The sequence below is a fragment of the Mesorhizobium sangaii genome (assembly GCF_014207355.1).
GTDB lineage: Bacteria > Pseudomonadota > Alphaproteobacteria > Rhizobiales > Rhizobiaceae > Mesorhizobium > Mesorhizobium sangaii.
This window is the reverse complement of record NZ_JACHEF010000014.1, coordinates 19,559-44,709: the sequence shown is the minus strand read 5'-3', so window position 1 is coordinate 44,709 and position 25,151 is coordinate 19,559. Positions and strand designations below refer to the sequence as shown.

Genomic DNA, 25,151 nt, shown 5'->3' with positions numbered 1-25,151 from the left:
AGCCCCGCAGTCGGCAGCTCAAAGCCCGCGATCATCATCAAGAGGGTCGTTTTGCCGGAACCCGAGGGCCCCAGGAGCGAGAGAAACTCTCCCGCTTTCACATCGACGGAAACACCCTCGACCGCAGTGACCGATCCGTAGCGTTTCGCGATATTGCGGACGGTGACACTTTCACCCTTCATTGTGTTCCCACTCTGGTTTGTTGCTTAAACTCACATCGGGCTGACGTCCACCAAGGGTTCACGCCGATCCCGATCCGAACGGTCTCTGCCGTTTTATGTGGTTATGTTAGACACAGGGAAGTCGAGCACAAGCCCGTGCTGTTATGATCTAACCCTATTGGTTATGACCGGAGAGCGTTAGTCGGCGCCTAATTGTGGTGCGGAGCGGGCCGAGACTGGTGAACCAGAACGCGCGGATTGCGGGAAAACGTTAACCTCGACGCGAGGCCGGCGGGACTTCCGGACTGTTTTGCATTCTTGTTCCGCTGAGGTCGCACAAAAAAGCTGTGCGCGGGACATGAAAGATCACGATGCTCATCGCGTGCTAAGTCAGTTGTTCGCTGCTCGAGCCGTTGGCCGCCGATCCCGCCATGGTCTAGCTTCCTTCAGATCGCGTGCGAGACGGACCAGCGTGGCCTCTTCGCCAAAAACGGCCGACGATCTGAAGGCCGATCGGCAGCCCGTCGGCGCTTTGCGCCAGAGGCAAGGATACCGAAGGTTGCCCGGTGATATTGAATACGGGCATGTGGCAACCTTGGCAAACCTTCTCCGTCCACTCTTCTGCGGAGATGGTCGGGTGGATCAGACTATAAATGCCGCCATGCGGATGGGCGACGATCGGCTGCGTGGGGACGAATTGTCTCGAGGTATAGGTTTTAGGGTCCGCCAGAGGATCCGGTCTGATTCACGGATTGCCGACCGATTCTGGAGGCGGGCGATGTCCACAAAGATTACGGAAGCGGATTGGGCGGTGGCGCTTGAGGTCTTCCGGGCCTCGCTGCCACAACGCGGAGCCAAGGGCCGGAACGACCGACTGTCCCTGGAGGCTCTGCATTATTTCTTGGTCCACAACATCACCTGGCGGGCGCTGCCGGAGCGTTTCGGCAATTGGAACAGAGTGTGGAAACGGTTCGACCGGCTGAGCAAGGCGGGTGTATTCGAAGCCTTCTTCGACCACCTGGCCGCACTTTCGTCTTCGGCGCATCTGGTGCAGATGTTCGATAGCACCGAGTGCGCGCGCATGTGTCAGCCGCGGGCGCGCCTTGATCCGGACCTTGCGTCAACGCTTGTCACCGCGCCCGACAATCTGTCAAAAGTAGTCAAAATGGACCCCGACTGGATTGCCGCCAACCGTGCGGCTGTGATGGAGCGCTGGACGACTTGGATAAGTGGGTGAAATACCTCCGGTGGAGTGGTGTTTGATGCCGCAAGCTCTGGTGTTGTTGTTCTTCCGACAGTCCGGAGCCCAGCATTCCGGGCACGACGAAAGAAATAGCTGTCGGTGTTGGGGCGATAGCTCTTGAACAGCCGGCTTCCTTGTTCCTGGAGGCGGCCAGCTTCAGTGGCTCCGAAATCCTTGCGAAGGAATGGCACACCATTGAAGAGTCCAGTGTCCACGCTAGCAATGGTCTCAGCATCTGCGTAGAACTCGATGACAGCGTTGACACGCGGATTGACTTCGTCGTTAGCCTCGCGGGCTAACCGCGTCAGTTCTATGGAATCTATTTCACCGGCCTTCACGAGAGAAGCCAACCCGGTGGCATCGTATTCTACGTATTCACTTAACCTCATTTCAATTTCATCTTTCTTTGCCAGGTACCGTTAGCACCCGGTGAGGACCGCCTTGTTTGTGAGGAGGTGAAGCGCTGTTGTCGTGGTTGATTTCAATGACCACGATGCAAGCAGCGAGGATAGCCACGTGTCCATTCATCGGATGGAGATTGTGAGTGGGACGGGTCGGCGTCGGAGTTGGTCGACGGCGCTGAAGGAGCAGCTTGTCTCAGAAACGCTGGAGCCCGGGGCCACGGTGACCGAGGTGGCGCGCCGCCATGATCTCGATCGGTCGCTGATTTATCGCTGGCGTCGCGCCCTTGGGGTGAGACGCGCTCGTGCGGCCGGCGCCTTTCTGCCGGTTGAAGTCGTCGACGGCGCCGCGGCAGCGACAGAATCTTCGCCGCCAAGGATGACCAGTGCTCCTGCGCCGGGTGCGGGGCGGATCGAAATCGTGTTCTCTGATGGTTATCTCGTGCGGGTCGACAATCAGGTCGATGTCAACGCTCTTGCCCGTGTTCTGCGGGTTCTGGCGCGCCAGGGATGATTCCGGTCCCGACTGGCGTTCGGGTGTGACTGGCCACTGGTCACACCGACATGAGGAAGGGCTTTCCGTCGCTGGCGCTGCAGGTCCAGGAGGTACTCAAGCGCGATCCCTTGAGCGGCCATGTGTTCTGCTTCCGCGGCCGCAGGGGTGATCTTTTGAAGGTTATCTGGCACGACGGCCAGGGGGCGTGCCTGTTCACCAAACGACTGGAGCGGGGACGCTTTTTGTGGCCATCGCCGGCCGACGGCGCGGTGACGATCTCGACAGCCCAACTCGCTTATCTGCTCTCCGGGATCGACTGGCGAAATCCGCAGGAAACCTGGCGCCCGACATCGATGGGATAACGGTTTTGTCTTTGCGATCGGGGGGAGGATGTGATTCGCTCACGCCTGTGAAATCCGCCCTTGATTCGCTTCCGTCCGATCTTGCTAGCGCCCATGCGATGATCCTCGCCGAGCGGGCCGCGCGCATGGAGGCGGAGGCCGTTGCGGCGCGTGCTTAAGCGGTGAGCTCCTCGACAGAAGCGTTGATCGCATACCTCAAGCTGGAGATCGAGAAGCTGCGGCGCGAACTCTACGGCAGCCGCTCGGAGCGCAAGGAACGGCTCCTGGCGCAGATGGAACTGCAGTTGGAGGACCTTGAGGCGGCCGCGACAGAGGACGAGCTGGCGGCCGAGAAAGCTGCGGCGCAGACGCAGTTGGTCAAATCGTTCGAGCGCAAGCGGCCGTCGCGCAAGCCGTTCCCAGAGCACCTGCCGCGCGAGCGCGTCGTCATCGCCGCGCCCGAAAGCTGTCCCTGCTGCGGTTCGGCGAAACTGTCGAAGCTGGGCGAGGACGTCACGGAGACGCTGGAAGTGATCCCGCGCCAGTGGAAGGTGATCCAGACGGTGCGCGAAAAGTTCTCGTGCCGGGAATGCGAGAAGATCGCGCAGCCGCCGGCGCCCTTCCACGTAACCCCGCGGGGCTTCGCCGGCCCGAACCTTTTGGCGATGATCCTGTTCGAGAAGTTCGGTCAGCATCAGCTGCTGAACCGGCAGAGCGAACGATATGCCCGCGAGGGCATCGATCTGAGCGTGTCGACGCTGGCCGACCAGGTCGGCGCCTGCACGTTGGTGCTGCAGCCGTTGCATGCGCTGATCGAGAACCCCATGTGCTTGCCGCAGAGCGGCTGCATGGCGACGACACCACCGTGCCCATCCTGGCCAAGGGCAAGACGGCCACGGGCCACATATGGACTTATATCCGTGACGACCGGCCGTTTGGCGGAACCTCGCCGCCGGCCGCGCTCTACTACGCTTCGCGCGATCGACGACAGGATCACCCCGAGCGCCGTCTGCAAGACTTCACCGGCATCCTGCAGGCCGACGCCTATAGCGGGTACAACACGCTTTACGATCCGTCGCGGGCTCAGGGACCAATCACGCCGGCGCTGTGCTGGGCCCATGCGCGACGCCAGTTCTTCGAGCTGGCCGACATTGCCGCCAATGCGCGGCGCGGAAAGAAGGCGCCGTCGATCTCACCGGTGGCGTTGGAGGCGGTGAAGCGCATCGACGCGCTGTTCGACATCGAGCGCGGCATCAACGGCCTGCATGCTCAACAGCGGCTGGCGGCACGCAAGGAAAGAAGTGCCCCACTGTTAACGAAGCTCGAAGAATGGCTGCGGGACGAGTGCTCCCGCCTGTCGCGCTCGGCCTCTGTCGCCAAGCCGATCGATTATATGCTCCGGCGGTGGGGCGGCTTTGCCCGCTTCATCGAGGACGGCCGGATTTGTCTTACGAACAATGCCGCCGAACGGGCGCTGCGCGGTTTTGCCCTCGGTCGAAAGTCGTGGCTGTTCGCCGGCTCCGAACGCGGCGCTGCCCGGGCGGCGGCCATGGCGACGCTGATCATGACGGCGAAACTCAACGACGTCGAGCCGCAGGCCTGGCTGGCCGACGTCCTCGCCCGCATCGCCGATACGCCGCAGAACCGGCTTCAAGAACTGCTTCCGTGGAATTGGCAGCCTCGCCAGATCCTTATGGCCTCGGCCGCGTCAACAGCGCGCGGAACAGTTCCTCCGACCGCTGAAGACCTTCGTCCGTCACAAGGACTTCGCCTTGTTCACAGGGTCTGCAATCAGCCCCTTCCGATGCAGACGATCCGTCACATCCCAATCGAAGCTCTTCCAGGCGCATCGCTCATTGTGCAGCGTCAGCCAAAGCAGCGCCAAGACCGCATCATCGATCTTGTCCGCGTCGATCTCCATCCGCCCAATCTAGCACAGATCGCGCGTCTGCCGCGGCCCAGACCGGATGGTTACCAGGTACCGATCGACAGCTCACGAGCGGAAAAACCAGTTGTCGTTCTCGATCCAACCCTCGTTTACGATCGTGAACAGACAGCTGAGGGGATTAATGCAGACGATCCGTTTGTCACGCACCGGCCAGCCACTCAGCTCCAGCCACTCAGCTGCTGGCCAGGGCATCCCTGATGGCGCAGATCGCCGGACGAGTCATTTTCTGCGCTTCGACAGTATGAGCCAGCTCCGCTTTCGCTGCAGAAGACAATGCCGCTTCGGCGGCTTGTTTAAATTTCGTATCTGCCCGCACCGACCATGAGGTGATTTGCCAATATTGGTGGGGCTGGCACGACAGCTTTACGACAGCAAAATCGGCTTCCGGGTCCATGTAAATCAGCTGGCCGCCATGGCCACCATGGCTATAGTCGCGCCGTTTCGGGTCATGGATCGTGAAACAGTTGTGGTAAGCACCAGGTTCTTCCCCGTGTATCTGGAACAGATGGTCATCAGCTGTTCGCGTCTCCTCGATCCATTCCGACGGGACGATCTGCTTCCCGTTCAGCTTTCCGCCGCGCAGGTGCAGTAGCGCGAACCGGGCATAATCACGAAGAGTCGCATTGAAGCCGCCATCCGTGCAGGGAAAGCCGCCACGGTCGACGGTGATATAGGCGTCTTCCTCCGCCCCCATCGGCGCCCATAGCTCGCTGCTGAAAAGCTCCGGAATCATCTTGCCGGTAACCCGCTGCATGATAAAGCCCAGCACGTTGTTCTCGGGCGAGCGATATGAGAAGCGCGAGCCATGAGGTGCCTCCTGCTCAGTCAACCTAAGGACGGCCTGCCAAGTGTTCTTAGGATAATCTGGGTATTTGGCGTATTCGAGCGGCCACCAGCCAGCCGCCAGCTGGAACATGTGTCCCGGCGTATATGGCTCGGTATACGGTCCCGCGACCTTCACGCCTGCCGTCATGTCCAGCACATGCTGCACCTTGGCGCCACGATAGGCGGTCGCTTCGAGTTCCGGCAGATACTGTGTCACCAGTCTGTCCGGGTCAATGAGTCCCTTGCCGACGAGTATGCCGAACAAAGTCCCCGTAATACATTTGGTGACAGACATGGCGAGGTGAGGAGTGTGCGGCTCCAGGCCGTTCATGTACTTTTCAGCGACGACTTCGCCGCGGTGCAGAACGAGGAACCCGTCAGTATAGCTGTGGTTCAAAAACTCGCGAATGGTGTGGCGCCGTCCTTCGACCTCGAACGTGATGCCATCGATGTCGGTAGGCCGCTGCGGAAGCGGCTGGACGGGGCCCGAACCGCGCCAGATCGAGGCGGTGGGCGTCCACTCGCGAACATGCTGAAAGGTCCAGCGGTTGTATGGCGAAAGATCCCACCCCGTCCGTGGAATCATCGGCGCATCGGGTCTCATCGGATCGGGCAGCCAGTCGTGGCTGGCGTCCATATGAGAGACCGTGGATTGAGCCTTCCCCGGTCCCGGGAGAAATGGGACCGGGGCAGCAGCGATACTCATCTTTAAAATGTCGCGATTGTCGGTCATTTAACTCCGCCCCTCGTGATTTGCATAATGAGTTTTAGCCTCGGCCATATGCAACCTGATAGCCAGGATTTGTTATGCCCAGCCTTCGACTGTTATGATCCCAGCAAGCTCCACCGCGACAGCTTCCGGCCGGGGAGCGCGCGGGCTGCACGGCGCCTCGCATATTCGCAGGCGCCCACCAACTCTGGCTCGTCGACCTCACCTCAGACACTGTCGGCGAATTCGAACGGCGCTTTGGCAGCGAGTTGCACGGCGATGTACTCGGGCGCAGATATCTGGTTCTCAGTCAGCAAGAAGGATCAGCCATGAGCCTTCACCCAGAGGCGATCGTCACGATCTCGGCCCTAACCAAGGCGAAGATCACGCTTGTCATCGCGGGAGCACCCCCGTCGAGCCTTCCGGCGCAAAGACGCCATGTACGGTAAGGTTGCCGAAGGTAGGTCCCAAGCCGCCATTGATCCCGCAGGCATACTTCCGGCAATAGCGATGAAGGCGACGATCCCGGCAACCTTGATCCGATGAGAATCAGAATTCGAATTCGCCTTATGACTTGGTCGACATCAGGTTGACGGTTAGCAGCGCCATCAGCACGACGCCGATCAGCCAAACGGGAACCCTGATCCACGACGGGAGGATCACGGCCTAGGCAATGGCCTCGATCGCGACCACACCACCCAGAAATACAAATACAGCCGGCCGCTCAGGAACCTCGCCCAGTGGCCAAGGCCCGATGCGCGAGAACTCCGGGAAGGACTGATGCCGGGAATGGCCATAGCCAGCTCGCGCAGCATGCCCATGATAACCCCGCCCAGCGCGTAGCGGAGGATCACCGCCGGTCCAGCCACGACGATGGCTGTCAACGATCGCGGAATCGGACTCCATATTTCCGCGCAATAAGCAGGACCCCGCTATCAACACAGCTGCCGATCGCCCCGGCCGGGGCTAGGCGCCTTCGCGGCTGGAGAAGCACGGCTACTTCTCCGACATTCACCACAAGAAGCCGAAAGGCCGGCCGATGAGCGAGGCGATGGCACGGGCCAATGGCCGGCGCTCAAAACTCCGCGCCTTCGTCGAACACTTCTTCGCGCAGCAGAAGTCCCGCAGGGGCCTCTTCGTGCGGCGGACCATCGGTATCGCACCGGCCAGGACAAAGATCGGCATGGCCAATCTCGCCTCAAATGGGCTACATCTGGCACGAGGGGCGAACTGCCCCCACATGACGGCGAAATCGGTGAAATCGGCAGCCACCGGCCGAGTTGATCCCCCCTCGAACGCCCGAACTCATCAACCTGCCCCGGTCCTCGCTACTCGTTCAGGCCAAAAGGGCGGTAAATCGAGGTGTCCAGCTGGCAAGCCTCGCTCAGCCGGGCGCTGGCGATCGCTGCCGCCCAAGCTCGGCGGCGCGGGTGCGCACACTACGCCAGCCTTCGAGAACCGGCAGCATAATAAGGGCAAGCGCTTCCCGACCGGCAACCAGGCCGCTGGACGTTGTCTTCAAACTTTCCGCCTTTGCTCAGACCGAACGTCTTCATGAGCCCGCGGATCTGGTTGGAGAGATCGGTCGTATCCTGACCAGTCTGGTCCGCGCAGCCACCAGCGTGCGGACCAGCATGCTGTCATAGCCGTTTACCCGGACTTCGCGGTAGAAGCCGAGCCCAGATGGGCCGAGCCATCAGCGTCGTTGCCATTCGTTTTGTTCGGTGCGCCATGTCGAGCGCGGCCTTGGCACGGCGGGCGTCCATGCAGATCGCCGGAAGCCCTTCTGCGCCGGATGTCTCCGCCATGCTTCCGTCCGTCCGCGCGCGCGGCGTGCTCGTGCCGCTTCTCGTGCGGCCCAGCGGTGATCCGGAGATTTCGAGATGCCTACCGATGCCAAATCGACGGCGCGATAATCATCTGAGGAGAGTGGCCTTCGATCATAAATCTTCGGCCCTTGGAATAACTCTCGTTGCTCGCACGCCGGCAGCCATTCCGACTAGAGTGTCACGTGAGCATAGTTTGCGAGGCAACTCGGCAAAAACGCAACCAACACCTGTTGATCTGGAGCGACCGCGCATAAGACGGACCGCATCATCAACAATGAAGTACCGACTAATCCTTGGGCGAGCTACATGAACAAAATCTATAGCGATTCGGGCTCGGCGCTGGAAGGTGTATTGTTTGACGGGATGTTCATTGCTGCAGGAGGGTTCGGTCTTTGCGGCATTCCGGAGCTGTTGATCAGCGCGATCCGGGAGGCGGGCACCAAGGGACTGACGATCGCGTCGAACAATTGCGGCGTCGACGACTTTGGGCTGGGTATGCTGCTGGCGACGAAGCAGATCAAGAAGATGATCTCGTCCTATGTCGGCGAGAACGCCGAGTTCATGCGCCAGTACTTCAACGGCGAATTGGAGATCGAGTTCAGCCCTCAGGGGACGCTGGCCGAGCGCATGCGCGCTGGCGGCGCCGGCATTGCCGGCTTTTATACGAAAACCGGCGTGGGCACGGTCGCCGAGGGCAAGGAGTGCAAGTCCTTCAACGGCGAAGCCTATGTGCTTGAGACGGGCATCGTCGCAGACCTGTCCATTGTGAAGGCGTGGAAGGCGGACACCTCCGGCAATCTCGTTTTTCGCAAGACGGCGCGCAACTTCAATCCGCCAGCCGCCACGTGCGGCAGGATCTGCGTCGTCGAGGTCGAGGAGATCGTACCGGTCGGCAGCCTGGATGCCGACCAGATCCACCTGCCCGGCATTTACGTGCACCGCCTAATCCAAGGCGCTCACGAGAAGCGCATCGAACAGCGCACAATGCGCGCAGCGGTCTGAGGGAGGGACAAATTAATGGCGTGGGATCGGGACCAGATGGCGGTGCGGGCCGCCCGCGAACTTCAGGACGGCATGTATGTCAATCTTGGCATCGGCATTCCAACCTTTGTTGCCAATCACATTCCCGAAGACGTCCGGGTGATGCTGCAATCGGAGAACGGTCTGCTCGGTATCGGCCCGTTTCCAACCGAAAACGAGGTTGATGCAGATCTCATCAACGCCGGGAAGCAAACGGTTACCGCATTGCCGCATTCGGCGTTCTTCGACTCGGCGCAGAGCTTTGCGATGATACGCGGCGGGAAGATCGCCATGGCGATCCTCGGGGCGATGGAGGTGGCCGAGAACGGCGACCTCGCCAACTGGATAGTTCCGGGCAAGCTCGTCAAAGGAATGGGCGGCGCGATGGATCTCGTCGCCGGCGTGAAGCGGGTAGTCGTGGTCATGGACCACACCAATAAGGCCGGGGAATCGAAGGTGCTGAAGGCTTGCACCCTGCCGCTGACCGGCAAGCGCGTGGTCGATCGGATCATCACAAATCTTGGCGTGCTCGACGTCGTTGAGGGCGGGCTCAAGGTGGTGGAACTCGCCGAAGGAGTAACCGGCGCCGAACTGCATGGGGCCACTGAAGCAACAATCGTCAACTGAGCTTGATCCGTCCCCGCCACAGCCAGGGCTCAGTTCTAAAAACACAGGAAGCCATCGTGAGCAAAACTTCAATCGTCGTCGCCAGCGCCGCCCGCACGCCGGTCGGGTCCTTCAGCGGCGCCTTCGCTGCCACTCCGGCGCATGAACTCGGCGCCGTGGTCATTAAGGAATTGCTGTCGCGCGCTGGCGTCGAAGCGGCTGAGGTCGACGAGGTCATCCTCGGCCAGGTGCTGACCGCAGGGCAGGGGCAGAACCCGGCTCGCCAGGCCTCGATCAATGCCGGCCTGGCTAAGGAGACCACCGCCTGGGGCCTCAATCAGGTTTGCGGTTCGGGCCTGCGCGCCATCGCGCTCGGCATGCAGCAGATCGCCACCGGCGATGTCAGGGTGATCATTGCCGGCGGCCAAGAATCGATGTCGCTTTCGCCGCACGCCCAGCATCTGCGCGCCGGGGTGAAAATGGGCGACTACAAGATGATCGACACCATGATCAAGGATGGCCTGTGGGATGCCTTCAACGGCTACCACATGGGCAGCACCGCCGAGAACGTCGCCCGCCAGTTCCAAATCACCCGTGACGACCAGGATCAGTTCGCGCTGGCCTCGCAGAACAAAGCCGAAGCGGCGCAGAAGGCCGGCAAGTTTAAGGACGAAATCGTTGCCGTCACCATCAAGGGCAAGAAGGGCGACACCATCGTCGATCAGGACGAATATATCCGCCACGGCGCCACGCTTGATGCCATGACCAAGCTCAAGCCCGCCTTCGACAAAGAAGGCACGGTCACCGCCGCCAATGCCTCCGGCATCAATGACGGCGCTGCCGGCGCGCTGCTGATGACGGAAGCCGAGGCTGCCCGGCGTGGTATCACCCCGCTGGTTCGTATCGCCTCATGGGCAACCGCCGGCGTCGATCCGGCGATCATGGGAACCGGCCCGATCCCGGCCTCGAAGAGGGCCCTGGAGAAGGCCGGTTGGTCTGTTGGCGACCTCGACCTAGTCGAAGCCAACGAGGCCTTCGCGGCGCAGGCCTGCGCCGTCAACAAGGGCCTGGGCTGGGATCCCACTATCGTGAACGTGAACGGCGGCGCGATCGCCATCGGCCACCCGATCGGCGCTTTCGGCGCCCGCGTCTTCAACACGCTGGTCTTTGAGATGCGACGCCGCGGCGCCAAGAAGGGCCTAGCGACGCTCTGCATCGGCGGGGGCATGGGCGTGGCGATGTGCGTGGAAGCGACGAATTGAGCCGATTGATCGGTGGGCTTCTACCCCGCTTGTCGAGATTTGACCTGCAACTCCCTAGAGCGTCCAAAAAAGGAGATATGGATGTGTGCAAAGACAGCTGCGAGCTTCGTGCGGGCCTGGCGATGATCATCGAGCGGCAATCGTGAAGACCCCGTCACCCGTCGGCTTCGGCGCCCGCGCGGGCAGCACGGCCTCGGGAGGTGAGCGATGCTAGCCTCCACCACCAGTTTTCTGCAGAGCGTCGACAAGAACTTCCGTCACGCGATGTCCTTCCTCGAGCTTCCCGAGGGGCTTGCCGAGCGGATCGTTCAATGCAACTCGACCTATACAGTACGCTTTGGCGTCAGGCTGCGCGGCCGCATGTACAGCTTTGTCGGCTGGCGCTCGGTGCACAGCGAACATTGCGAGCCGGTAAAGGGCGGTATCCGCTTTACGCCTGATGCCGATGCTGAAGAGGTGGAAGCGCTTGCAGCCCTTATGACGCTCAAATGCTCGCTGGTCGATGTGCCTTTCGGAGGGTCGAAAGGAGCGCTAAAGATTGATCCACGCGAATGGACACCCCAAGAACTCGAGCGGATCACCCGCCGGTTCACTCAGGAGCTGAACAAACGTGGTCTGATCGGGCCCGGCCTCAACGTGCCGGCCCCGGACGTAGGCACGAGCGAGCGGGAAATGGCCTGGATGATGGACGAATTCCGCCGTGCCAACCCCACCGATGTCATCAACGCGCGCGCTTGCGTGACGGGAAAGCCGCTGTCCAAAGGCGGAATCGCCGGACGCACGGAGGCGACAGGCCGCGGCGTGCAGTTCGCCATTCAAAGTTATCTTCGCGATCCGCGTACGCCCGGCATTGTGGGACGGCGGGATCTGAACCCGGCAACTGTGGTCGTTCAGGGGTTTGGCAATGTGGGTTATCACGCCGCCAAATTCCTCTCAGAAGAAGATGGCGCGCGCGTCGTAGTCATTGCCGAACGCGATGGATATATCGCCAACCCAGAGGGCCTTCCCGTTGAGGCGCTGAAGCAGCATCACATGCGCACCGGCAGTATTCTCGGTTTTGACGGTGCCAAGTCCTTCGCGGGCGACATGACGGGCATCGAGGAAGCATGCGACATCCTCATCCCCGCGGCTATGGAGAATGCCATTCACATTGACAATGCCGAGCGCATCAAGGCGCATCTCATCGTCGAAGCCGCGAATGGCCCTGTGACCTTTCAGGCCGATCAAATACTGCGCTCCCGAGGCGGGACAATCCTTCCCGATCTCTACGTCAACGCGGGCGGCGTGGTCGTGAGCTATTTCGAATGGGTGAAGAACCTGACCCATATCCCATTCGGGTTGATGGAAAGGCGGCGGCGGGAGCGGCGCAACCAGACGATCGCCACAGCGCTGGAGCGGATGACAGGCAAGCCGTTTCCCGCCGACATGCGCGACGAATTCCTAGAGGGAGGCGCCGAGATTGATCTGGTTCGGTCCGGCCTCGAGGACGTCATGCGCAGCACTTGGGCACGTATCGCCGACCTCCTTGAGGAGCAGCCGGAACTCGGCGACTACAGAACGGCCGCCTACGTCGCGTCCATTCGACAGATCGCCGGCGCATATGAGGCCATAGGGATATGATCGATCACTGCAACGGCGTCGATCGTGGCTTTCCCTATGACGCGTTCAGAAATGAAGAAGCGGCTATCGAGCGCAAATGCATAGTCTGCCGCCGCTGTCCGGTCGCCACGCGGCCGCGACTTTTGCGCGGCGCGCCCTGCCGGTGTTCCTCCCCACCGGCAGGGTGATATTTCAAGCTCCATGGGAGTACTTGCAGCGCATCAGCGATCGACGAATTGAGAAAGAGGGTGATCCGCACACTCGAATTGCACATCGAGCTTCGACGTCTTCCCTACGCAGCGGCCTCGGCCTGTATGAGGCTTCCGGTGCGCGGGGGACAGAGCGCACCGCATCAAGCCTTTGACCCCGGGCCGCTGTGTTGCAGGAACATCCCGGGGTCCATTCGCCGAATGCACAAGCGGAGGGCGTCCTTATCAATCCGGAAGGCAGCCTTGGCCATCGGTGCCGACCGGTTCGCCGCAGCAAGCAGCTGATTGGCTGCGCTCATGCAGCTGATCGTCGCGACTACACGTCGGGGCGGCGCACAGCAGAGAAATCGATCATTGAGTTCAAGGCATAACGAAGGACATGCAACTCGTCTTTGAGACATTCCTGGAACAGCTGTCGGAAAGTGTCGATGAGGCGGATTTCCGCGAAGCCATGGCTGGTGCGGCCGCAGGACTGGAGCTGATCACCTTTGCCTATTTGTCCTTGCCACCGCAACGTTCAGGCAAGCCCAAGCTGATCTCGAACTATCCGGCTCGCTGGACCGCGCACTATCTGCAAAATCGGTATCAGAAAGTCGATCCGGTCATTATTCGTGCACGTTGTGGCGGATGCCCGTTTCGGTGGGGATCGGATATGCGCGGCTTTGCGACATCGCAGGTTCAGCAGAGGCTGTTCGACGAAGCGGCCGAGTTCAGCATCCGCTGTGGTTTGACGATTCCGATTGTCGATCGCCGCGGCTGCATTGCCGCGGTTACTTTTGCCGCTGATGAGCCCAATCCGGCGTTCCTGCGCATCGCCGAGCGATATGAACAGGCTCTTCAGCTCATGGCGACCTGCTTTCACATCTACGTTCGCCGAAAGCTGTCCGGCACTCGAATGGTTGACGGCGTTTCGCTGACGCCCCGTGAATATGAGTGCCTGCAGTGGGCGGCCCGCGGCAAGTCCGCCTGGGATATCGCCTGCATCTTGGGCATCAGGCCGCGCACCGCCGCCTTCCACCTGGACAATGCCAAGAAGAAGCTCGGCGTGCGCACCAAAAATCAGGCCGTAGCGCTGCTGGCCTCCTCACGATTCTCCATTCTCTGAGAAACTGATTCGTCTTTGGTCCCCTGTGTATGTGCACGGGCTGTTTCGGCTGGCGCATTCGCCTCCAATGGCAGGGTTATTTCTGCCCGGAGGCCCTCATGATGCAGCTTATCGCACCCGATTGGTACGGCGACTTTGCCGACGAACTGCACGCAATGCATCGTCTGCGATACCGCGTTTTCAAGGAGCGGCTCGACTGGGACCTGCGGACGAATGGCTAGTACGAGACCGATTCCTTTTGGTGCGCTCAAGCCGCATTCCGATGGTCGTGTCGATGGATGCGTCCGCCTGCTTCCGTCGACCGGGCCGACGATGCTTCGCGACACTTTTCCGGTGCTGTTGGAGGGGAAGACGGCGCCCGAGGAACCGAGCGTCTGGGAAAGCAGCCACTTTGCGCTCAATGTTTCTTCATCCGCCCCGAAGGGTACCGGCGGAATTGCTGTCGGCACTTACGAGCTCTTCGCCGGCATGATCGAGTTCGGCCTGTCGCGCTGTCTCAGCCGAATTGTCACCGTCACCGATCTGCGCATGGAGCGCATCCTTCGCCGCGCCGGCTGGCCGCTTGCGCGGATCGGCGAACCCCACACGATCGGCACCACCCGCGCCGTGGCCGGATAGCTCGACGTCTCCACCGAGAGGCTGGATGCCGTTCGACGGAACGGCGGTTTTCATGGGCCGGTGCTGTGGGCGCCGGTGGCCTGCAGGGCCGCGTGATGTCTGGTCGTTGCTTCCGTGCTGCAGGCAGGCCTGGGTCATGAGCTGGGCAGAAGGCAGCGCCGCCGACTGGCCGGATTGGTGGGATAAGACCTCGTACGACTACACCGCTCATCTGACCCGGAAAGACTGGGCCTGGGAGTTCTTGCGACGCAGTCCGGCATTCCGGCATGATTTGGCTCATGCACTGGAGCGGGCCGAATGGCGGGAAAATCGGACATCGCTCGACATCATTGCCTCGCGCGTCGACCTGACCCGTTGGGGCGTTCTGTTTCGCCGACTCTCTCAGGCGTGATGCAGCTGTATTCTGGTGTCCACGCCGGCATACGTTTTGCCGGTTGCCGCGGAACAGGTGTCCTCATCGTCGGCGACGCCGCCTTTCGACCTGAGGCCGCTGCCATGCAGTGCAGCGGTCCTGCTGTCGGACGACGGCCGCCAACATGTTCTGTTGCGGTGTGCCGACCGGCATCTCCAGCTTGTCGTGTCTGGCGCTAGCGTTTTTGCTGCCCGTCCGACTTCATCTCGACGCAATCTGGCCCACCAGGCAGTTGAAGCATCGGCTGTGGACACTTGAGTGTCTCAACAGTCTTACCGCGCACGGACGACTGCCAACGACCTTGTTTCCGCCGGAAGCGCGCGGTCGCCGCCTCCGCTTCGTCCTTCAGGCGCTCGACGGTTCGCTTGCGGGGGCTTCGCACCGGGAAATCGTGGAAGCGCTGATCGGCCAGCCGCCGGTCCAGGCCGACTGGAAAGATCCTCGCGACAATCTGCGTAACCGCATCCGCCGCGCCATTCACCGCGGCCATGCGCTCATGAATGGCGGGTACAGGGACTTCCTTGCTTGAAAGCGCGTCGGAACGCATTGCCCGTTTCGTCAGCTGGCGAACAAATCCTTGTAGCCGGTCGTGACCATCCAGTTCGCACGGTCGAGATGACTGCGAAGAGCCTTCCGGGCGCGCTCCGGTTCGCGTGCCGGATCAATGCCGAGGATCAGATGCGCCATTTCTTCTTCGCTCGCGTCGTCGGCGGAGGCATCGAGCAACTGCATATAGGTCGTGAAATGCTCTTTGTCGTAGGCCGTGAGGCCGTCCGACCAGGGGACTTCTTCTATGATTTCCGGCTTCATGACGAACTTTAAATCTTTTCGGGTTTCCAGCGCATGTAGGGCGGTCCGGTGGTGATCCGCACAAAGGGCTCTGTCGACCGGTCCTCTATAGCGAATAGGAACGATCATTCCTAGAACGATAGTTCCCGTTCAGGTCCCTATCTCGCTGTGGATCTCAAAGAGATCATGGCCATCAATATGCGTCGTTTGCGCCATGAGCAGGAACTGAAGCAAGGAGAGCTAGCTGCGCGCGCTGAGCTTAGCATGCGCTACGTGGGCTCGATCGAACGCGCCCGTGTTTCTGCGAGCGTAAGCGTGCTCGGGCGGTTGGCGGCCGCACTGAACGTCGATCCCTGCGATTTGATCAGACCGCCGCAAAAATAGAAGCAATGTTCGCGATCCGGGGTGCCCGAACTAACCATCCGCGAACTCGGGCTGCCGCTGAATGGCGCCTGCGCGCCTGGAGATCGCCGCCCTCGCGGTATTTCGCGGTCATAGCGGCCATACCTGTTGACGTCCGGGAGACTGATGTCGGCAAGGAGTGCCAGCCGCAGCATTCCATAAACAACGGCAAAGCCATCCTGCTCAAGGTGGGTATAAGCACTTCCATTTCAGGCGTTAGTCGAGGCCGCGTTGACCATAGGTATTCTTCCTGGTCCGGCGGAAGCGGGGGCCGCCCTCTCGACAACGGCCCCCACCAGCGGCTGCTATGCGTCGGATGGTCATCGATAAATTTGATCAGAACGTTCCCCTGTTTTCCGGCACCTCCCAGCCCACGGGCAACAAGGCTGCCTGTTCGAATGATCCGGGTCGATTCGCCTGTGCAGGGCCGAGGGCAAAAAGGGCGCACAAGGCGCCCTTCATTTCAGATCGGCTGTCAGCAAGCCGCTTTCGCCTTTCGTTTCAGAAGCGGTAGGTGACACCTGCGCCAATCAACCAGGGATCGAGCTCGGCCTTCCCCGTCAGCTTCGCGCCGTCCACCGTGACGTCGAAGTCTGGCTTGAGGAAGAGCTTCTTCACGTCGAAGTTGACGCCCCAGTGCCGATCCACCATGTAGTCGAACCCGACCTGCAGCGCGGCGCCGAACGTGTTCTTAACATTGAGAGCATCGGCACTGCCGACATCCTGGTTATAGAAGATCGTGTAGTTTACGCCGCCACCGACATAGGGCTTGAAGGCGCCGAAATCGGTAAAATGATACTGCAATGTGAGCGTGGGCGGCAGCAGCCAAACCTTGCCGACGTTGCCCAACCCGCCGATCGTTCCTTGGCCGTCGATGTTGGCATAGGTGGTGCCGAGTACGAGTTCGGTGGCGATGTTGTCCGTGAAGAAATAGGTGATATCGAGTTCCGGGATCACGGTGTCCGAATAGGAAAGACCGGAGCCGGGCACCGCATTGACGTAGCCCGAATCCTTAGTGATGACCCCCAACCCACGCAGGCGGATCTGCCAGGGGCTTGGCGCTTCGGTGACCGAGGCTCCTATCTCCGGGACGCTTGCGGCTTGCGCAAGATCCGCCGCGACGGCCTGCTGTCCCACCACGATGAAGACGACGGCGGCTGTTACTCCCCGCGCCACGCCCATTCGCTTTCTCGCCATGATATTCTCTCTCCTTTATCTTCAGAAATGACGCACTTTGCTATTTACGAATACTGCCAGAATTACTTGAAGTGACGGATGCCCATGCTCCTCTTGCCTGAGACTGTGTTTGCGCTTTCCCGCAATCACCGACCTGTGCTGACTTTATTGAAACATTGCCTTTGTCTGGGTTGCGCCTACCTATCGAACGCGATCGTCTTGCCAGCCGATGGCACTGCGAAGGAAATTGGTGCCAAGGGCAATGAATGCTGCCCGCTCCCGATTGTCCTTGCCGTAGCCGTGCCCGCCTGCGCCGGGCCCGTAGAAGTAAGCGGGATAGCCCAGAGCCTGCAGCTTTGCGGCCATCTTACGCGCGTGGCCCGGATGGACGCGGTCGTCCCGCTTCGTGGTGGCGAGCAGGATCGGCGGATAGGGCTGTCCCGGCATCGCGGCGTGATAGGCGGAGATTTCCTTCAGGAAAGTCCAATCTTCCGGCTTGTCGGGATCGCCATATTCGTCAATCCAGCTCGCGCCCGCCAAGAGCCTGGTGTAGCGGCGCATGTCGATAAGCGGAACTGTGCAGAACAGCGCGCCGAAACGCTCGGGATAGCGGGTAAGGATATTGGCGATCAGGAGGCCGCCATTTGAGCCGCCCTCGGCGGCAATCCGCCTCGGCCGCGTAATGCCCCTCCGCACCAGGTCGGCGGCAACGGCGGCGAAATCGTCGTGGGTGAGGCGCTTGCCCTCCCTGCGCCCGGCCTCGTGCCAACGGGTGCCAAACTCGCCGCCGCCCCGGATGTTTGCCACTACGCACGTGCCGCCGCGTTCGAGCCACAGCTTGCCTAGCGAGGAGTTGTAGTGGGGCAGGCGCGATATGCCGAACCCGCCGTAGGCGGTGAGATGAACCGGGGCATCCCCGGTCCCGTTCGCCGGACCGACCTGCGTATAGGGGATCATCTCACCATCAATCGAGACCGCCTCGTGACGCGTGACCATCAGCCCGGATGCGTCGAAATTTTCCGGGTTGCGCTTCAGGATCACTGAAGCGCTGAGAGGCGGCGCGGCATCGAGGTCGAACAGGAGAAGCTGCGGCGGCGTGATCGGATCCTGAGCCCAAACCAGGATCTCTCCATTCGTCTCGTGAAGTTGCGCATCGAGTGACCAAAGGTTAACAGTCCCGCGGCCGGGCACGGTGTCCAGGGCTCGGCGCGTCCATTCCTGCCGGCGCGGAGTGAACGTCTCGAAACGCGGAACGAGGTTCACCAGGTAGGAGATGATGAGCTCCCCGTTGTTCCAGAAAAATGACTGCAGGGAGCGCCTCTCGCCTGGTTCAAACAGGGCGACAAAGCCGCGCTCGCCGGCCATGAAAGAGGAAAGCGAGATGCCGATCAGCGCGTCGGCGGCATAGGTAGTCCCTCCAACCGTCCAGGGCTTGCGCGGCTTTACCGCCAGCCAGTCATCGAAGCCATTCCACCAGGCGTCCCGAGGAAGGTCGATCTCAACCTTGGGCCCGCTTCTATTGCCAATGCGGACTATCTTCTCGAAGTAGGCCGGCTTTTCGATGAACCAAAGGCGCTTGCTCTCGACGGTGCGGTCCAGATAGCCAGACACGCTGAGGGATTCGGAGCCGGTCTCGAAGATTACCGGCGCGGTGAGCGGATCCGCGCCACGCTTCCACAGCCGCACGGTGCGCGCGTAGCCGGAGCGGGTGGCCATGCCATCACCAAGCGCACTGGAAAGCAGAAGCGTGTCAGGGTCGAGCCAACTAATGCCGCCCTTGGCCTCGGCGAGATTGAAACCGTCGGCGACAAAGCTCAGAGTCCCAAGATCGAATTCGCGATGCACGACCGCGTCGCTGCCGCCGCGCGACCCGCGCAGAACGGCTTTTTCCCGTCTCTCAGGCTCGATCGACGCGCCGCCCCAGATCCAGTCCTCTCCGTGACTAACGGCGAGGGCGTCCAGATCGAGCAGTACCTCCCATTGGGGATCCGCCTTCATGTAGGCGGCAAGGGTGGTCCGGCGCCACAGTCCGCGCGGGTTACGGGCATCTTGCCAGAAATTGTAGAGGTACTGACCGCGGCGCGTGATCAGGGGAATCTTGTCGGGATGGTCGAAAATCGCTGTCAGGGGCGCGCGGTCGCGCTCGAACTGCGTTCCACCGAAGTTCTCCAGGGTCCTGGCCGACTGGCTGGCGGTCCAGGCAAGTGCCCGTTCGCCTTCTATATCTTCAAGCCAAAGATAGGGATCATCGTCGGGAGCATTCAGAGTTGGACGGACATCGAATGCGGTCATGTACGGACAACCCTAGGAATGAAAGCGCAAAGGCTTCCGTCGGCTCGGGAACGCCCAGTGTTAGCGGCGGCGACCGCACGTTCGAAAAGCGTGATCATGGGATGAGTTCTTCTCAGTCGGTGCGGCGCGGCAGGGCGTTTGCGGATAGGACTGCATGTGTCGTGCCAACTAGGAAAATCGTTCAGAACAATGCGATCACTCTGATAGCGTTGTGTCTCATGTCCGACATCGTCGGAGATCCGACAATGACTGCAACCGTAAGCGCCTGATCGATCTCGTGCGCGAGCTCGCAGGACACCCTGCAAAACTCAAGCAGTGAAGTTCACAGCGAACTTGGTTGGGACGCAACATCTTTGCTCCAAGACGCTTCACGTACCCGGCTTCGATCAGCAGATACCCATGAGTTGACGGACGATCTGAGCGAAAAGACCGGCTGCGCGTCTGATCAACACCGCCAACGAAAAGAGTCGAAGACCCGAGAAAAAGGGAACCGGGGCACCGGCCGGCCGACCTGATGGTTGTGCAAGTCTGCCAGCATTCTAGGCTACCGTCCGCTTGACGCATTTGAAGTTTATATCGATCGCGCCAGCAAGCTGCGTTCGAACGGACGCATGCGATTGATCCTCACGACAACTTGGCCTGCAGTCGGGCCGTCATCCGATATGCAAGGTACGAAGGTTCAGGAGACCGGGTGCTCCGGCTCGGTGGAGTATCTCGGCGAGAGACCAGGGTGTACGGTGTGTCGCTGACGCTGCGCGGATTGATGTGCCCGCGACAATGGGCAGTGCGGGGCAAGTCTGCCTGGGAAATCGGCTGCATCCTGGGGTCAAGCGGCGCACAGCCGCGCTCCATCTCGATACTGCCCGCAGAGAAGCTCGGCGTGAGCCCCACCAAACAGGCGATTGCGCGTCTCGCCGGTTCGGTTTTTTTCGATTCCCTGATAAGTCGGCTTCACCTGTGCAACTGCACAGGCTGCCATAGTGTGAAGGTTCGCCTCCAATGGCGGGGAAATTTCCCCGAGGAGGCCTTCGATGACCCAGCTTATTGCGCCCGGCGCTACGACAACTGTGCCAACAAACGGCGTGCAATCCACCGTCCGCGCTACCGCGTCTTCGAGGAACGTCTGGAACGGGTCGCAGAAGTCGATAGCGGCTATGAAATCGACTCCTTTGACCCGCTCACACCGCGCTGGCTGTTGCTGCGCGGTTTCGACGGTCTGGTCGCTGGTTGCGTGCGTCTTCTGTTCTCGACAGTGCCAATGGCACACGGTTCGACAAAACGGCGCCTTTGACGTCCGGTGCTTTCGGCGCCGGTGGTTTGCCAAATGGCATGATGTTTCGACGTCCTCCAAGCGGGCAGGGGAGCCACAGTCATGCCTACAGTTCTTTTGACTGGGCTGATCGGGCTGACTGGCGGGATGAAAGATCGTACGATTCACCGCTCGTCTGACGCTGCGCGAGTGGGCCGGGGAGTTCTTACGCCGCGATCTAGCATTCCAGCGTGAACTGCTCGCCGCGCGCCAGCAGGCCAATACTCTGTCTCGCGAAGCCTTTATCGACGTGATCGCGTCGGCGGCGATCTGTCGCTCTGGGGTGTTCTGTTTCGCCGAGTCTTACGGGCGCAATTCGGTCGTATTCTGGTGTGAGCGCCGGTGCGTAAATGTGCTGCCGGTCATTGCCGAACAGCTGTCTGCATCCTCGGCAACATCGCCGTTCGACCTGGCGGCATTGCCATGTCGTGCGACAGTCCTGCTTGCGCCCGACAAGAGCCAAAATGTGCTCCTTGGCAATGTGGAGCATACCCTCCAGCTCGCCGTCTCGGGCGCGGACATCCTGGACCCAGTTTGCCTGCGTACCGAGGCGATCTGGCCCGCGATGCTTTCGAAGCCTCGCCTGAGGGCGATCGAGTGCCTCAATGCCCTCAGTCTGGGTCAACAACTGCCCGCTCGCTTGTTTCCGCCGGAAAAACGCGCCCCCCTTTTGACCTTCGTTCTTCGTGCGCTCGACGGATCGCTCGCCGGAGCGCCACATCGCGAGCTCGCTGAAGCTCTGATCGGTCAACGGCGCGTCCACGCCGATTGGAGGGATCCTCGCGATCACCTGCGCGACCGCATTGGCCGCGCCGTCTCTCGTGGCCGCGCGCTCATGCATGGCGGATACAGAGATTTTAGGTGACAGTCCGCGCTGTGCGTCAGGCGAACAGTTCCTTGTAGCCGGTCGTCACCATCCAGTTCGCCCGGTCGATATGGCTCCGAAGCGCCTTGCGGGCGCTACCGGTTCAGGGGCCGGGTTCAGGGGCCGGGTCGATGCCGAGAATGAGATCGACCATTTCCTCTTCGCTGGCATTGTCGGCGCAGGCGTCCAGGATCCGCAGGTAGATTCTGAAATGCTCCCTGTCGTAGCTTCGCGAGGCCTCTGCCAGAGGACGTCGTCGACCACACGCGGGTTACGTGACATGGGTTCTTACCCTCACAATTCTGAGCTTCCACCCGTGCCGGTTAGAATACTCCGTGGTGAGATGCTCTACAGGAGCTGGCCTCTCATATATGCAGATTCGAGAAGTCTTTGCCCGCAATCTGCGACAGCATCGACAGACAAAGAGGCTATCACATGACGCGTTGGCCCATGAGGCCGGCGTTGACCGGACTTACCGCAGTGCGCTGGAACGTGGCGTGTAAGGCGCCACTATGATCGACAAGCTTGCAAGGTACTCGAAGTTGAGCCTCAGTCTTGTAGGATCGGCGGGCACAGACAGACGCGCAATGATGATACGCGGGAAAGTTTGACAGCGCTACGCGCCGTCCCAGCATCGACTGACAGCGCGCTCGAACTAGACGTCGCACTCGATTGCGAGAGCCGTCGCAATCGATCAGGGTGTGCCTGGCGTGCAGTGGGTCCCGGTTGCCCGGCGCTGTCTCAAGGAATAGCGGACAAAATCCCCCCGGGGAAACTGATTCATGCGCCATTCAGCCACGTTCAGCGTTGTCCGATACCCGACAATGTCGGATACGCAACGCAGCATAATCTGATCCATCAGTTGTTTTTAAATGCTTTTTTGCTCTGGCACGGTACATGCAAGGTCTACGGCAAAAGGCGTTCGGACTGAGGAGAAGTCGTCTCATGGCCCCGAAAAACCGCTGACTTACGCCACCTCCCAAGGCGTACCCGGCCCGGCAGCGAGCTCAGGCTCCTGCCGGGCATTCGGTTTCAGGGTGTATGTGCCCCTGGTGTTCAGGAGTTGAAGTTGGGCGGCGGCAATGTTCGGCTGATGAGGATTGCGGCGAATGGAACATGGGAAGGCAATCTCCAACCGTCTCGAGTGGGATTGCCGACGGCATTAAGAAGCGCCGGATAGACTCAGCGCCCAGGGGCGAGGAACTCGTCGTCGAAGAGCTTTTGTTCGCCGTCTTGAGCGACCGAAGCCGGCGTCTGTTCGACGGGATGATCGCGTCGGCGCCGTCCGTGAGCTGGCGCGAGATCTCCATGTCCATCGCCGCATGAACAGATCCACGACGACAACTCCTGCGCCCAATCAAACGCGACGCTCGGCTGCTAATTGTCCGTCGCTGCTGAGATACCCCGCTCGAATCGGGGGCGCCCTCGTCACCGAATTCCCGATCGATCGGATCCTGAGGCAGATGGCCCCTTCACTCAAATTGATATTTGTCCCAGCGAGCCCGCTGACGTGAAAACCACTGTCGCCGCGATCGCTGACGTTCAGAATCTCCCGGTCGATGCCGTCGCGACGGCGGTACGATCAAACCTTCGCTCCCTGCTGGGGCGGCGCCCTTGACGGGGTTAGAAAAATTGTAACCTTCGTGCTACATATTTGGCCGTTTTGTAGTGCGAAGGTGTCAAAATACCAACCCCACACAACCCTCCAGTGCGGCGCGCCCTGCGTAAGCTTGGGGCGGACATTCACGATGCGCGTCGACGGCGACGGCTGCCGATGGCGGTCGTGGCCGACCGCGCCTTCACGTCTCGCTCGACACTCCAAAGGGTCGAAGCCGGGGACAACAACGTCAGCATCGGCATTTATGCCGGCGTCCTGCAGGCGCTCGGCCTGCTAGAGGGCCTGAGTCAAGTCGCCGACATCAGAAACGACAGCGTCGGACAGGCGCTGGCCAGCGCCGATCTGCCTAAGCACGTCCATCTCAGGCGGCCAGCCGGATCATCGCGCGATGACTGACTTCGAGGTGCATATCGATCTGGACGGTCGCATACACCCGATCGGAATGGCGAGAGGAGCAATCGCGTCCGAGGCTCGGAGACCATCCTTTTTCGAGTATGACGGCGCAAGGCTTGAGGAGCCGGACCGCTTCTCGCTGGAGCCAGCTCTTGCTCTGACCCGCGGGGCCTTCGCTCCTTCTGCCGGTCCTGCGACTTTCAGGTCCATCAGCGACTCGGCGCCAGATACTTGGGGTCGCCGCCTTATGCAGCGCGCCGAGCGCCGCCAGGCGGAACGCGAAGGACGCGCCGTTCGCACCCTCACGGAAAGCGACTATCTGCTTGGCGTCGCCGACGAGACCCGCCTTGGCGCACTCCGCTTGCGCTGGGTTGGCGACGAGGTTTTTCAGGCACCGACCCGCGATGGCGTTCCCGCCCTGATCGAGCTTGGCCGGCTGCTCCAAATCACCGGGCGAATTCTTCGTGACGAGGAAACGGACGAAGACATGCAGCTCATCTTTGCCCCTGGCTCCTCCTCGGCCGGCCGAAGGCGTCGGTCATCGACCAACATGGTCGCCTCTCCATCGCCAAGTTTCCGAAGGAGACCGACGACTACAGCATGGAGACCTGGGAGGAGATCGCGCTACGGCTGGCCGGTCAGGCAGGTATCGCCACTCCCTGCACGAGCTGATCGATGTCGCCGGAAACGCGGTCATGCTGTCGCGGCATTTCGATCGTGATGGTGCGATCCGCATCCCGTTCCTATCGGCAATGGCGATGATGGGCGCCAAGGATGGCGAGCGTGGCAGCTATCCGGAGATCGTCGATGCCCTTGCGCAACACGGCGCACAGGGAAAGACGGACGCCCATGCCCTCTATCGGCGTGTCGTTTTCAACGTGCTGATCTCCAATGTCGACGATCACCTGCGCAATCACGGCTTCCTGTGGCTGGGAAAGGCGGGATGGTCACTCTCACCGGCATACGACCTCAATCCCATCCCGACCGATCTCAAGGCGCGGGTGCTCACGACCTGATCTCGAGGAGGGCACCTGTTCGCTCGATCTTTTGGAGGCTGCGTCGGAGTTTTTTGCGCTCACGCTGGCGCAAGCCCGTGCGATTATCAAAGGAGTCGCGGCCGTGACCGCGACATGGCGGGATGCCGCCCAGGCAGTCGGCGCCCGCTCGGCCGAGATAAACCGCATGGCCAGCGCCTTCGAGCACGACGACCTCAAGCGGGCGCTGGCGCTGTGATACCTTCACAGTTTCGATCCAGCAGCGTCAGTCCCGGCGGCCCCGCGTGGCATGAGATACGACACAGATAAACGAAAAGGAACATACAGTGATTACCCGAGGGGTGATCCGGATCGCTCCTAAGGGGACGATGGGCAAGCGATCTCGTTGGCAGTCTAGATCCTGGATGGACCCTCCCAGGCTCGTTCAACAGATTGAGAGGCCTCGCTCTCCTAGCCCATCATGCGGCCGGTCCGGCGCGGACCGCGAAGAGAAGCGAGTGACCAACGGGGCGACATCGTTCGGAAAAG

Annotated in this window: 22 protein-coding genes and 6 pseudogenes; 19 read left to right on the top strand and 9 right to left on the bottom strand. The window is 61.0% G+C overall.

What is annotated here, in order from left to right; genetic code table 11:
- Positions 1 to 182 (bottom strand): ATP-binding cassette domain-containing protein (locus tag HNQ71_RS33285; protein WP_184878923.1); only part of this gene is annotated, 182 nt, incomplete at its 3' end.
- A gap of 415 nt (positions 183 to 597) precedes the next feature.
- Positions 598 to 747 carry an amidase family protein gene (locus tag HNQ71_RS35325; RefSeq protein ID WP_246462387.1) on the bottom strand — a complete coding sequence of 50 codons (150 nt, stop codon included), beginning with the start codon at positions 745 to 747 and terminating at the stop codon, positions 598 to 600.
- Between the two features lie 192 nt (positions 748 to 939).
- Between HNQ71_RS35325 and HNQ71_RS35320 the strand changes: the two genes are divergently transcribed.
- A complete protein-coding gene (locus HNQ71_RS35320; RefSeq protein ID WP_246462380.1) occupies positions 940 to 1,398 on the top strand; it encodes a transposase in 459 nt (152 codons plus the stop codon).
- 53 nt (positions 1,399 to 1,451) lie between these two features.
- Here the strand turns inward: HNQ71_RS35320 and HNQ71_RS35315 are convergent.
- Positions 1,452 to 1,793 (bottom strand): annotated as a pseudogene (locus HNQ71_RS35315) (amidase); the annotation flags it as partial.
- A gap of 82 nt (positions 1,794 to 1,875) precedes the next feature.
- On the opposite strand from HNQ71_RS35315, the gene tnpA reads away from it, so the two are divergent.
- From tnpA to tnpC, 3 genes and pseudogenes are all read left to right on the top strand, one after another.
- Positions 1,876 to 2,319 carry an IS66-like element accessory protein TnpA gene (gene tnpA / locus HNQ71_RS33270; protein ID WP_343068316.1) on the top strand — a complete coding sequence of 148 codons (444 nt, stop codon included), beginning with the start codon at positions 1,876 to 1,878 and terminating at the stop codon, positions 2,317 to 2,319.
- A gap of 50 nt (positions 2,320 to 2,369) precedes the next feature.
- Entirely contained in the window at positions 2,370 to 2,663 is a 294-nt protein-coding gene (gene tnpB, locus HNQ71_RS33265) for an IS66 family insertion sequence element accessory protein TnpB (protein ID WP_246462377.1), read from the top strand.
- 98 nt (positions 2,664 to 2,761) lie between these two features.
- Positions 2,762 to 4,320 (top strand): annotated as a pseudogene (gene tnpC / locus HNQ71_RS33260) (IS66 family transposase); the annotation flags it as partial.
- Positions 4,321 to 4,333: 13 nt separating this feature from the next.
- Here tnpC and HNQ71_RS33255 read toward each other — a convergent pair.
- The 3 genes and pseudogenes from HNQ71_RS33255 to HNQ71_RS33245 form a co-directional block, all read right to left on the bottom strand.
- Positions 4,334 to 4,563: pseudogene (locus tag HNQ71_RS33255) on the bottom strand (DUF6429 family protein).
- Positions 4,564 to 4,762: 199 nt separating this feature from the next.
- Positions 4,763 to 6,148, bottom strand: coding sequence for a serine hydrolase domain-containing protein (locus HNQ71_RS33250; RefSeq protein WP_184878903.1), 1,386 nt, complete (start codon positions 6,146 to 6,148; stop codon positions 4,763 to 4,765).
- Between the two features lie 1,346 nt (positions 6,149 to 7,494).
- Positions 7,495 to 7,914: pseudogene (locus HNQ71_RS33245) on the bottom strand (transposase); the annotation flags it as partial.
- Between the two features lie 345 nt (positions 7,915 to 8,259).
- Between HNQ71_RS33245 and HNQ71_RS33240 the strand changes: the two are divergent.
- The 9 genes from HNQ71_RS33240 (at position 8,260) to HNQ71_RS33205 (ending at position 15,313) form a co-directional block, all read left to right on the top strand.
- Complete coding sequence (locus tag HNQ71_RS33240) at positions 8,260 to 8,955, top strand: CoA transferase subunit A (RefSeq protein WP_184878900.1); 696 nt, start codon at positions 8,260 to 8,262, stop codon at positions 8,953 to 8,955.
- 15 nt (positions 8,956 to 8,970) lie between these two features.
- A complete protein-coding gene (locus tag HNQ71_RS33235; protein ID WP_184878897.1) occupies positions 8,971 to 9,600 on the top strand; it encodes a 3-oxoacid CoA-transferase subunit B in 630 nt (209 codons plus the stop codon).
- A 53-nt stretch (positions 9,601 to 9,653) separates the two neighbouring features.
- On the top strand, positions 9,654 to 10,841 hold the full coding sequence (locus HNQ71_RS33230; RefSeq protein WP_184878935.1) for an acetyl-CoA C-acyltransferase: 1,188 nt from the start codon (positions 9,654 to 9,656) through the stop codon (positions 10,839 to 10,841).
- A gap of 207 nt (positions 10,842 to 11,048) precedes the next feature.
- Positions 11,049 to 12,461 carry a Glu/Leu/Phe/Val family dehydrogenase gene (locus HNQ71_RS33225; RefSeq protein WP_184878894.1) on the top strand — a complete coding sequence of 471 codons (1,413 nt, stop codon included), beginning with the start codon at positions 11,049 to 11,051 and terminating at the stop codon, positions 12,459 to 12,461.
- Between the two features lie 567 nt (positions 12,462 to 13,028).
- The gene (locus HNQ71_RS33220) at positions 13,029 to 13,754 is read left to right on the top strand and encodes a LuxR family transcriptional regulator (RefSeq protein WP_184878891.1); all 726 of its coding nucleotides are present in this window, start codon (positions 13,029 to 13,031) and stop codon (positions 13,752 to 13,754) included.
- 98 nt (positions 13,755 to 13,852) lie between these two features.
- The gene (locus tag HNQ71_RS36005; protein WP_425492300.1) at positions 13,853 to 13,975 is read left to right on the top strand and encodes a hypothetical protein; all 123 of its coding nucleotides are present in this window, start codon (positions 13,853 to 13,855) and stop codon (positions 13,973 to 13,975) included.
- Between the two features lie 91 nt (positions 13,976 to 14,066).
- Positions 14,067 to 14,372 carry an acyl-homoserine-lactone synthase gene (locus HNQ71_RS36000; protein ID WP_425492299.1) on the top strand — a complete coding sequence of 102 codons (306 nt, stop codon included), beginning with the start codon at positions 14,067 to 14,069 and terminating at the stop codon, positions 14,370 to 14,372.
- A 136-nt stretch (positions 14,373 to 14,508) separates the two neighbouring features.
- Positions 14,509 to 14,763, top strand: coding sequence for a transcriptional regulator domain-containing protein (locus tag HNQ71_RS33210; RefSeq protein ID WP_184878888.1), 255 nt, complete (start codon positions 14,509 to 14,511; stop codon positions 14,761 to 14,763).
- A 145-nt stretch (positions 14,764 to 14,908) separates the two neighbouring features.
- Positions 14,909 to 15,313, top strand: a complete 405-nt coding sequence (locus HNQ71_RS33205; RefSeq protein ID WP_184878885.1) for a DUF2285 domain-containing protein — start codon at positions 14,909 to 14,911, stop codon at positions 15,311 to 15,313.
- Between the two features lie 29 nt (positions 15,314 to 15,342).
- Here the strand turns inward: HNQ71_RS33205 and HNQ71_RS33200 are convergent, their stop codons facing one another.
- Positions 15,343 to 15,594, bottom strand: coding sequence for a DNA -binding domain-containing protein (locus HNQ71_RS33200; RefSeq protein WP_184878882.1), 252 nt, complete (start codon positions 15,592 to 15,594; stop codon positions 15,343 to 15,345).
- Positions 15,595 to 15,741: 147 nt separating this feature from the next.
- Between HNQ71_RS33200 and HNQ71_RS33195 the strand changes: the two genes are divergently transcribed.
- Positions 15,742 to 15,957 carry a helix-turn-helix domain-containing protein gene (locus HNQ71_RS33195; RefSeq protein WP_184878879.1) on the top strand — a complete coding sequence of 72 codons (216 nt, stop codon included), beginning with the start codon at positions 15,742 to 15,744 and terminating at the stop codon, positions 15,955 to 15,957.
- 519 nt (positions 15,958 to 16,476) lie between these two features.
- On the opposite strand, the gene HNQ71_RS33190 is transcribed toward HNQ71_RS33195, so the two are convergent.
- Together HNQ71_RS33190 and HNQ71_RS33185 are read right to left on the bottom strand one after the other, a co-directional pair.
- Positions 16,477 to 17,172: an OmpW/AlkL family protein gene (locus tag HNQ71_RS33190; protein WP_184878876.1), complete on the bottom strand. Its 696-nt coding sequence runs from the start codon at positions 17,170 to 17,172 to the stop codon at positions 16,477 to 16,479.
- 180 nt (positions 17,173 to 17,352) lie between these two features.
- On the bottom strand, positions 17,353 to 19,443 hold the full coding sequence (locus HNQ71_RS33185) for a prolyl oligopeptidase family serine peptidase (RefSeq protein ID WP_184878874.1): 2,091 nt from the start codon (positions 19,441 to 19,443) through the stop codon (positions 17,353 to 17,355).
- A 739-nt stretch (positions 19,444 to 20,182) separates the two neighbouring features.
- Here HNQ71_RS33185 and HNQ71_RS33180 point away from each other — a divergent pair.
- From HNQ71_RS33180 to HNQ71_RS33165, 5 genes and pseudogenes are all read left to right on the top strand, one after another.
- On the top strand, positions 20,183 to 20,734 hold the full coding sequence (locus tag HNQ71_RS33180; RefSeq protein ID WP_184878871.1) for an acyl-homoserine-lactone synthase: 552 nt from the start codon (positions 20,183 to 20,185) through the stop codon (positions 20,732 to 20,734).
- 583 nt (positions 20,735 to 21,317) lie between these two features.
- On the top strand, positions 21,318 to 21,617 hold the full coding sequence (locus HNQ71_RS35305; protein WP_246462402.1) for a DNA -binding domain-containing protein: 300 nt from the start codon (positions 21,318 to 21,320) through the stop codon (positions 21,615 to 21,617).
- Positions 21,618 to 21,988: 371 nt separating this feature from the next.
- Positions 21,989 to 22,117, top strand: a pseudogene (locus HNQ71_RS35300) (helix-turn-helix domain-containing protein); the annotation flags it as partial.
- 1,184 nt (positions 22,118 to 23,301) lie between these two features.
- On the top strand, positions 23,302 to 23,631 hold the full coding sequence (locus tag HNQ71_RS33170) for a helix-turn-helix domain-containing protein (protein ID WP_184878929.1): 330 nt from the start codon (positions 23,302 to 23,304) through the stop codon (positions 23,629 to 23,631).
- Positions 23,624 to 24,861 (top strand): annotated as a pseudogene (locus HNQ71_RS33165) (type II toxin-antitoxin system HipA family toxin). The gene HNQ71_RS33170 and the pseudogene HNQ71_RS33165 overlap by 8 nt, the downstream one beginning before the upstream one ends.
- The last annotated feature ends 290 nt before the right edge of the window (positions 24,862 to 25,151 follow it).

What these genes read in the sequence shown, in the direction of transcription:
- HNQ71_RS33210 (WP_184878888.1), top strand. Translation starts at nt 14,509, where the DNA reads ATGAGCTGGGCAGAAGGCAGCGCCGCCGACTGGCCGGATTGGTGGGAT.
- HNQ71_RS33185 (WP_184878874.1), bottom strand. Translation starts at nt 19,443, where the DNA reads ATGACCGCATTCGATGTCCGTCCAACTCTGAATGCTCCCGACGATGAT.
- HNQ71_RS35305 (WP_246462402.1), top strand. Translation starts at nt 21,318, where the DNA reads ATGCTTTCGAAGCCTCGCCTGAGGGCGATCGAGTGCCTCAATGCCCTC.
- HNQ71_RS33205 (WP_184878885.1), top strand. Translation starts at nt 14,909, where the DNA reads ATGTTCTGTTGCGGTGTGCCGACCGGCATCTCCAGCTTGTCGTGTCTG.
- HNQ71_RS33220 (WP_184878891.1), top strand. Translation starts at nt 13,029, where the DNA reads ATGCAACTCGTCTTTGAGACATTCCTGGAACAGCTGTCGGAAAGTGTC.
- HNQ71_RS36005 (WP_425492300.1), top strand. Translation starts at nt 13,853, where the DNA reads ATGATGCAGCTTATCGCACCCGATTGGTACGGCGACTTTGCCGACGAA.
- HNQ71_RS33200 (WP_184878882.1), bottom strand. Translation starts at nt 15,594, where the DNA reads ATGAAGCCGGAAATCATAGAAGAAGTCCCCTGGTCGGACGGCCTCACG.
- tnpB (WP_246462377.1), top strand. Translation starts at nt 2,370, where the DNA reads ATGAGGAAGGGCTTTCCGTCGCTGGCGCTGCAGGTCCAGGAGGTACTC.
- HNQ71_RS33240 (WP_184878900.1), top strand. Translation starts at nt 8,260, where the DNA reads ATGAACAAAATCTATAGCGATTCGGGCTCGGCGCTGGAAGGTGTATTG.
- HNQ71_RS33235 (WP_184878897.1), top strand. Translation starts at nt 8,971, where the DNA reads ATGGCGTGGGATCGGGACCAGATGGCGGTGCGGGCCGCCCGCGAACTT.
- HNQ71_RS33225 (WP_184878894.1), top strand. Translation starts at nt 11,049, where the DNA reads ATGCTAGCCTCCACCACCAGTTTTCTGCAGAGCGTCGACAAGAACTTC.
- HNQ71_RS33250 (WP_184878903.1), bottom strand. Translation starts at nt 6,148, where the DNA reads ATGACCGACAATCGCGACATTTTAAAGATGAGTATCGCTGCTGCCCCG.
- HNQ71_RS35325 (WP_246462387.1), bottom strand. Translation starts at nt 747, where the DNA reads ATGCCCGTATTCAATATCACCGGGCAACCTTCGGTATCCTTGCCTCTG.
- HNQ71_RS35320 (WP_246462380.1), top strand. Translation starts at nt 940, where the DNA reads ATGTCCACAAAGATTACGGAAGCGGATTGGGCGGTGGCGCTTGAGGTC.
- HNQ71_RS36000 (WP_425492299.1), top strand. Translation starts at nt 14,067, where the DNA reads ATGCTTCGCGACACTTTTCCGGTGCTGTTGGAGGGGAAGACGGCGCCC.
- HNQ71_RS33190 (WP_184878876.1), bottom strand. Translation starts at nt 17,172, where the DNA reads ATGGCGAGAAAGCGAATGGGCGTGGCGCGGGGAGTAACAGCCGCCGTC.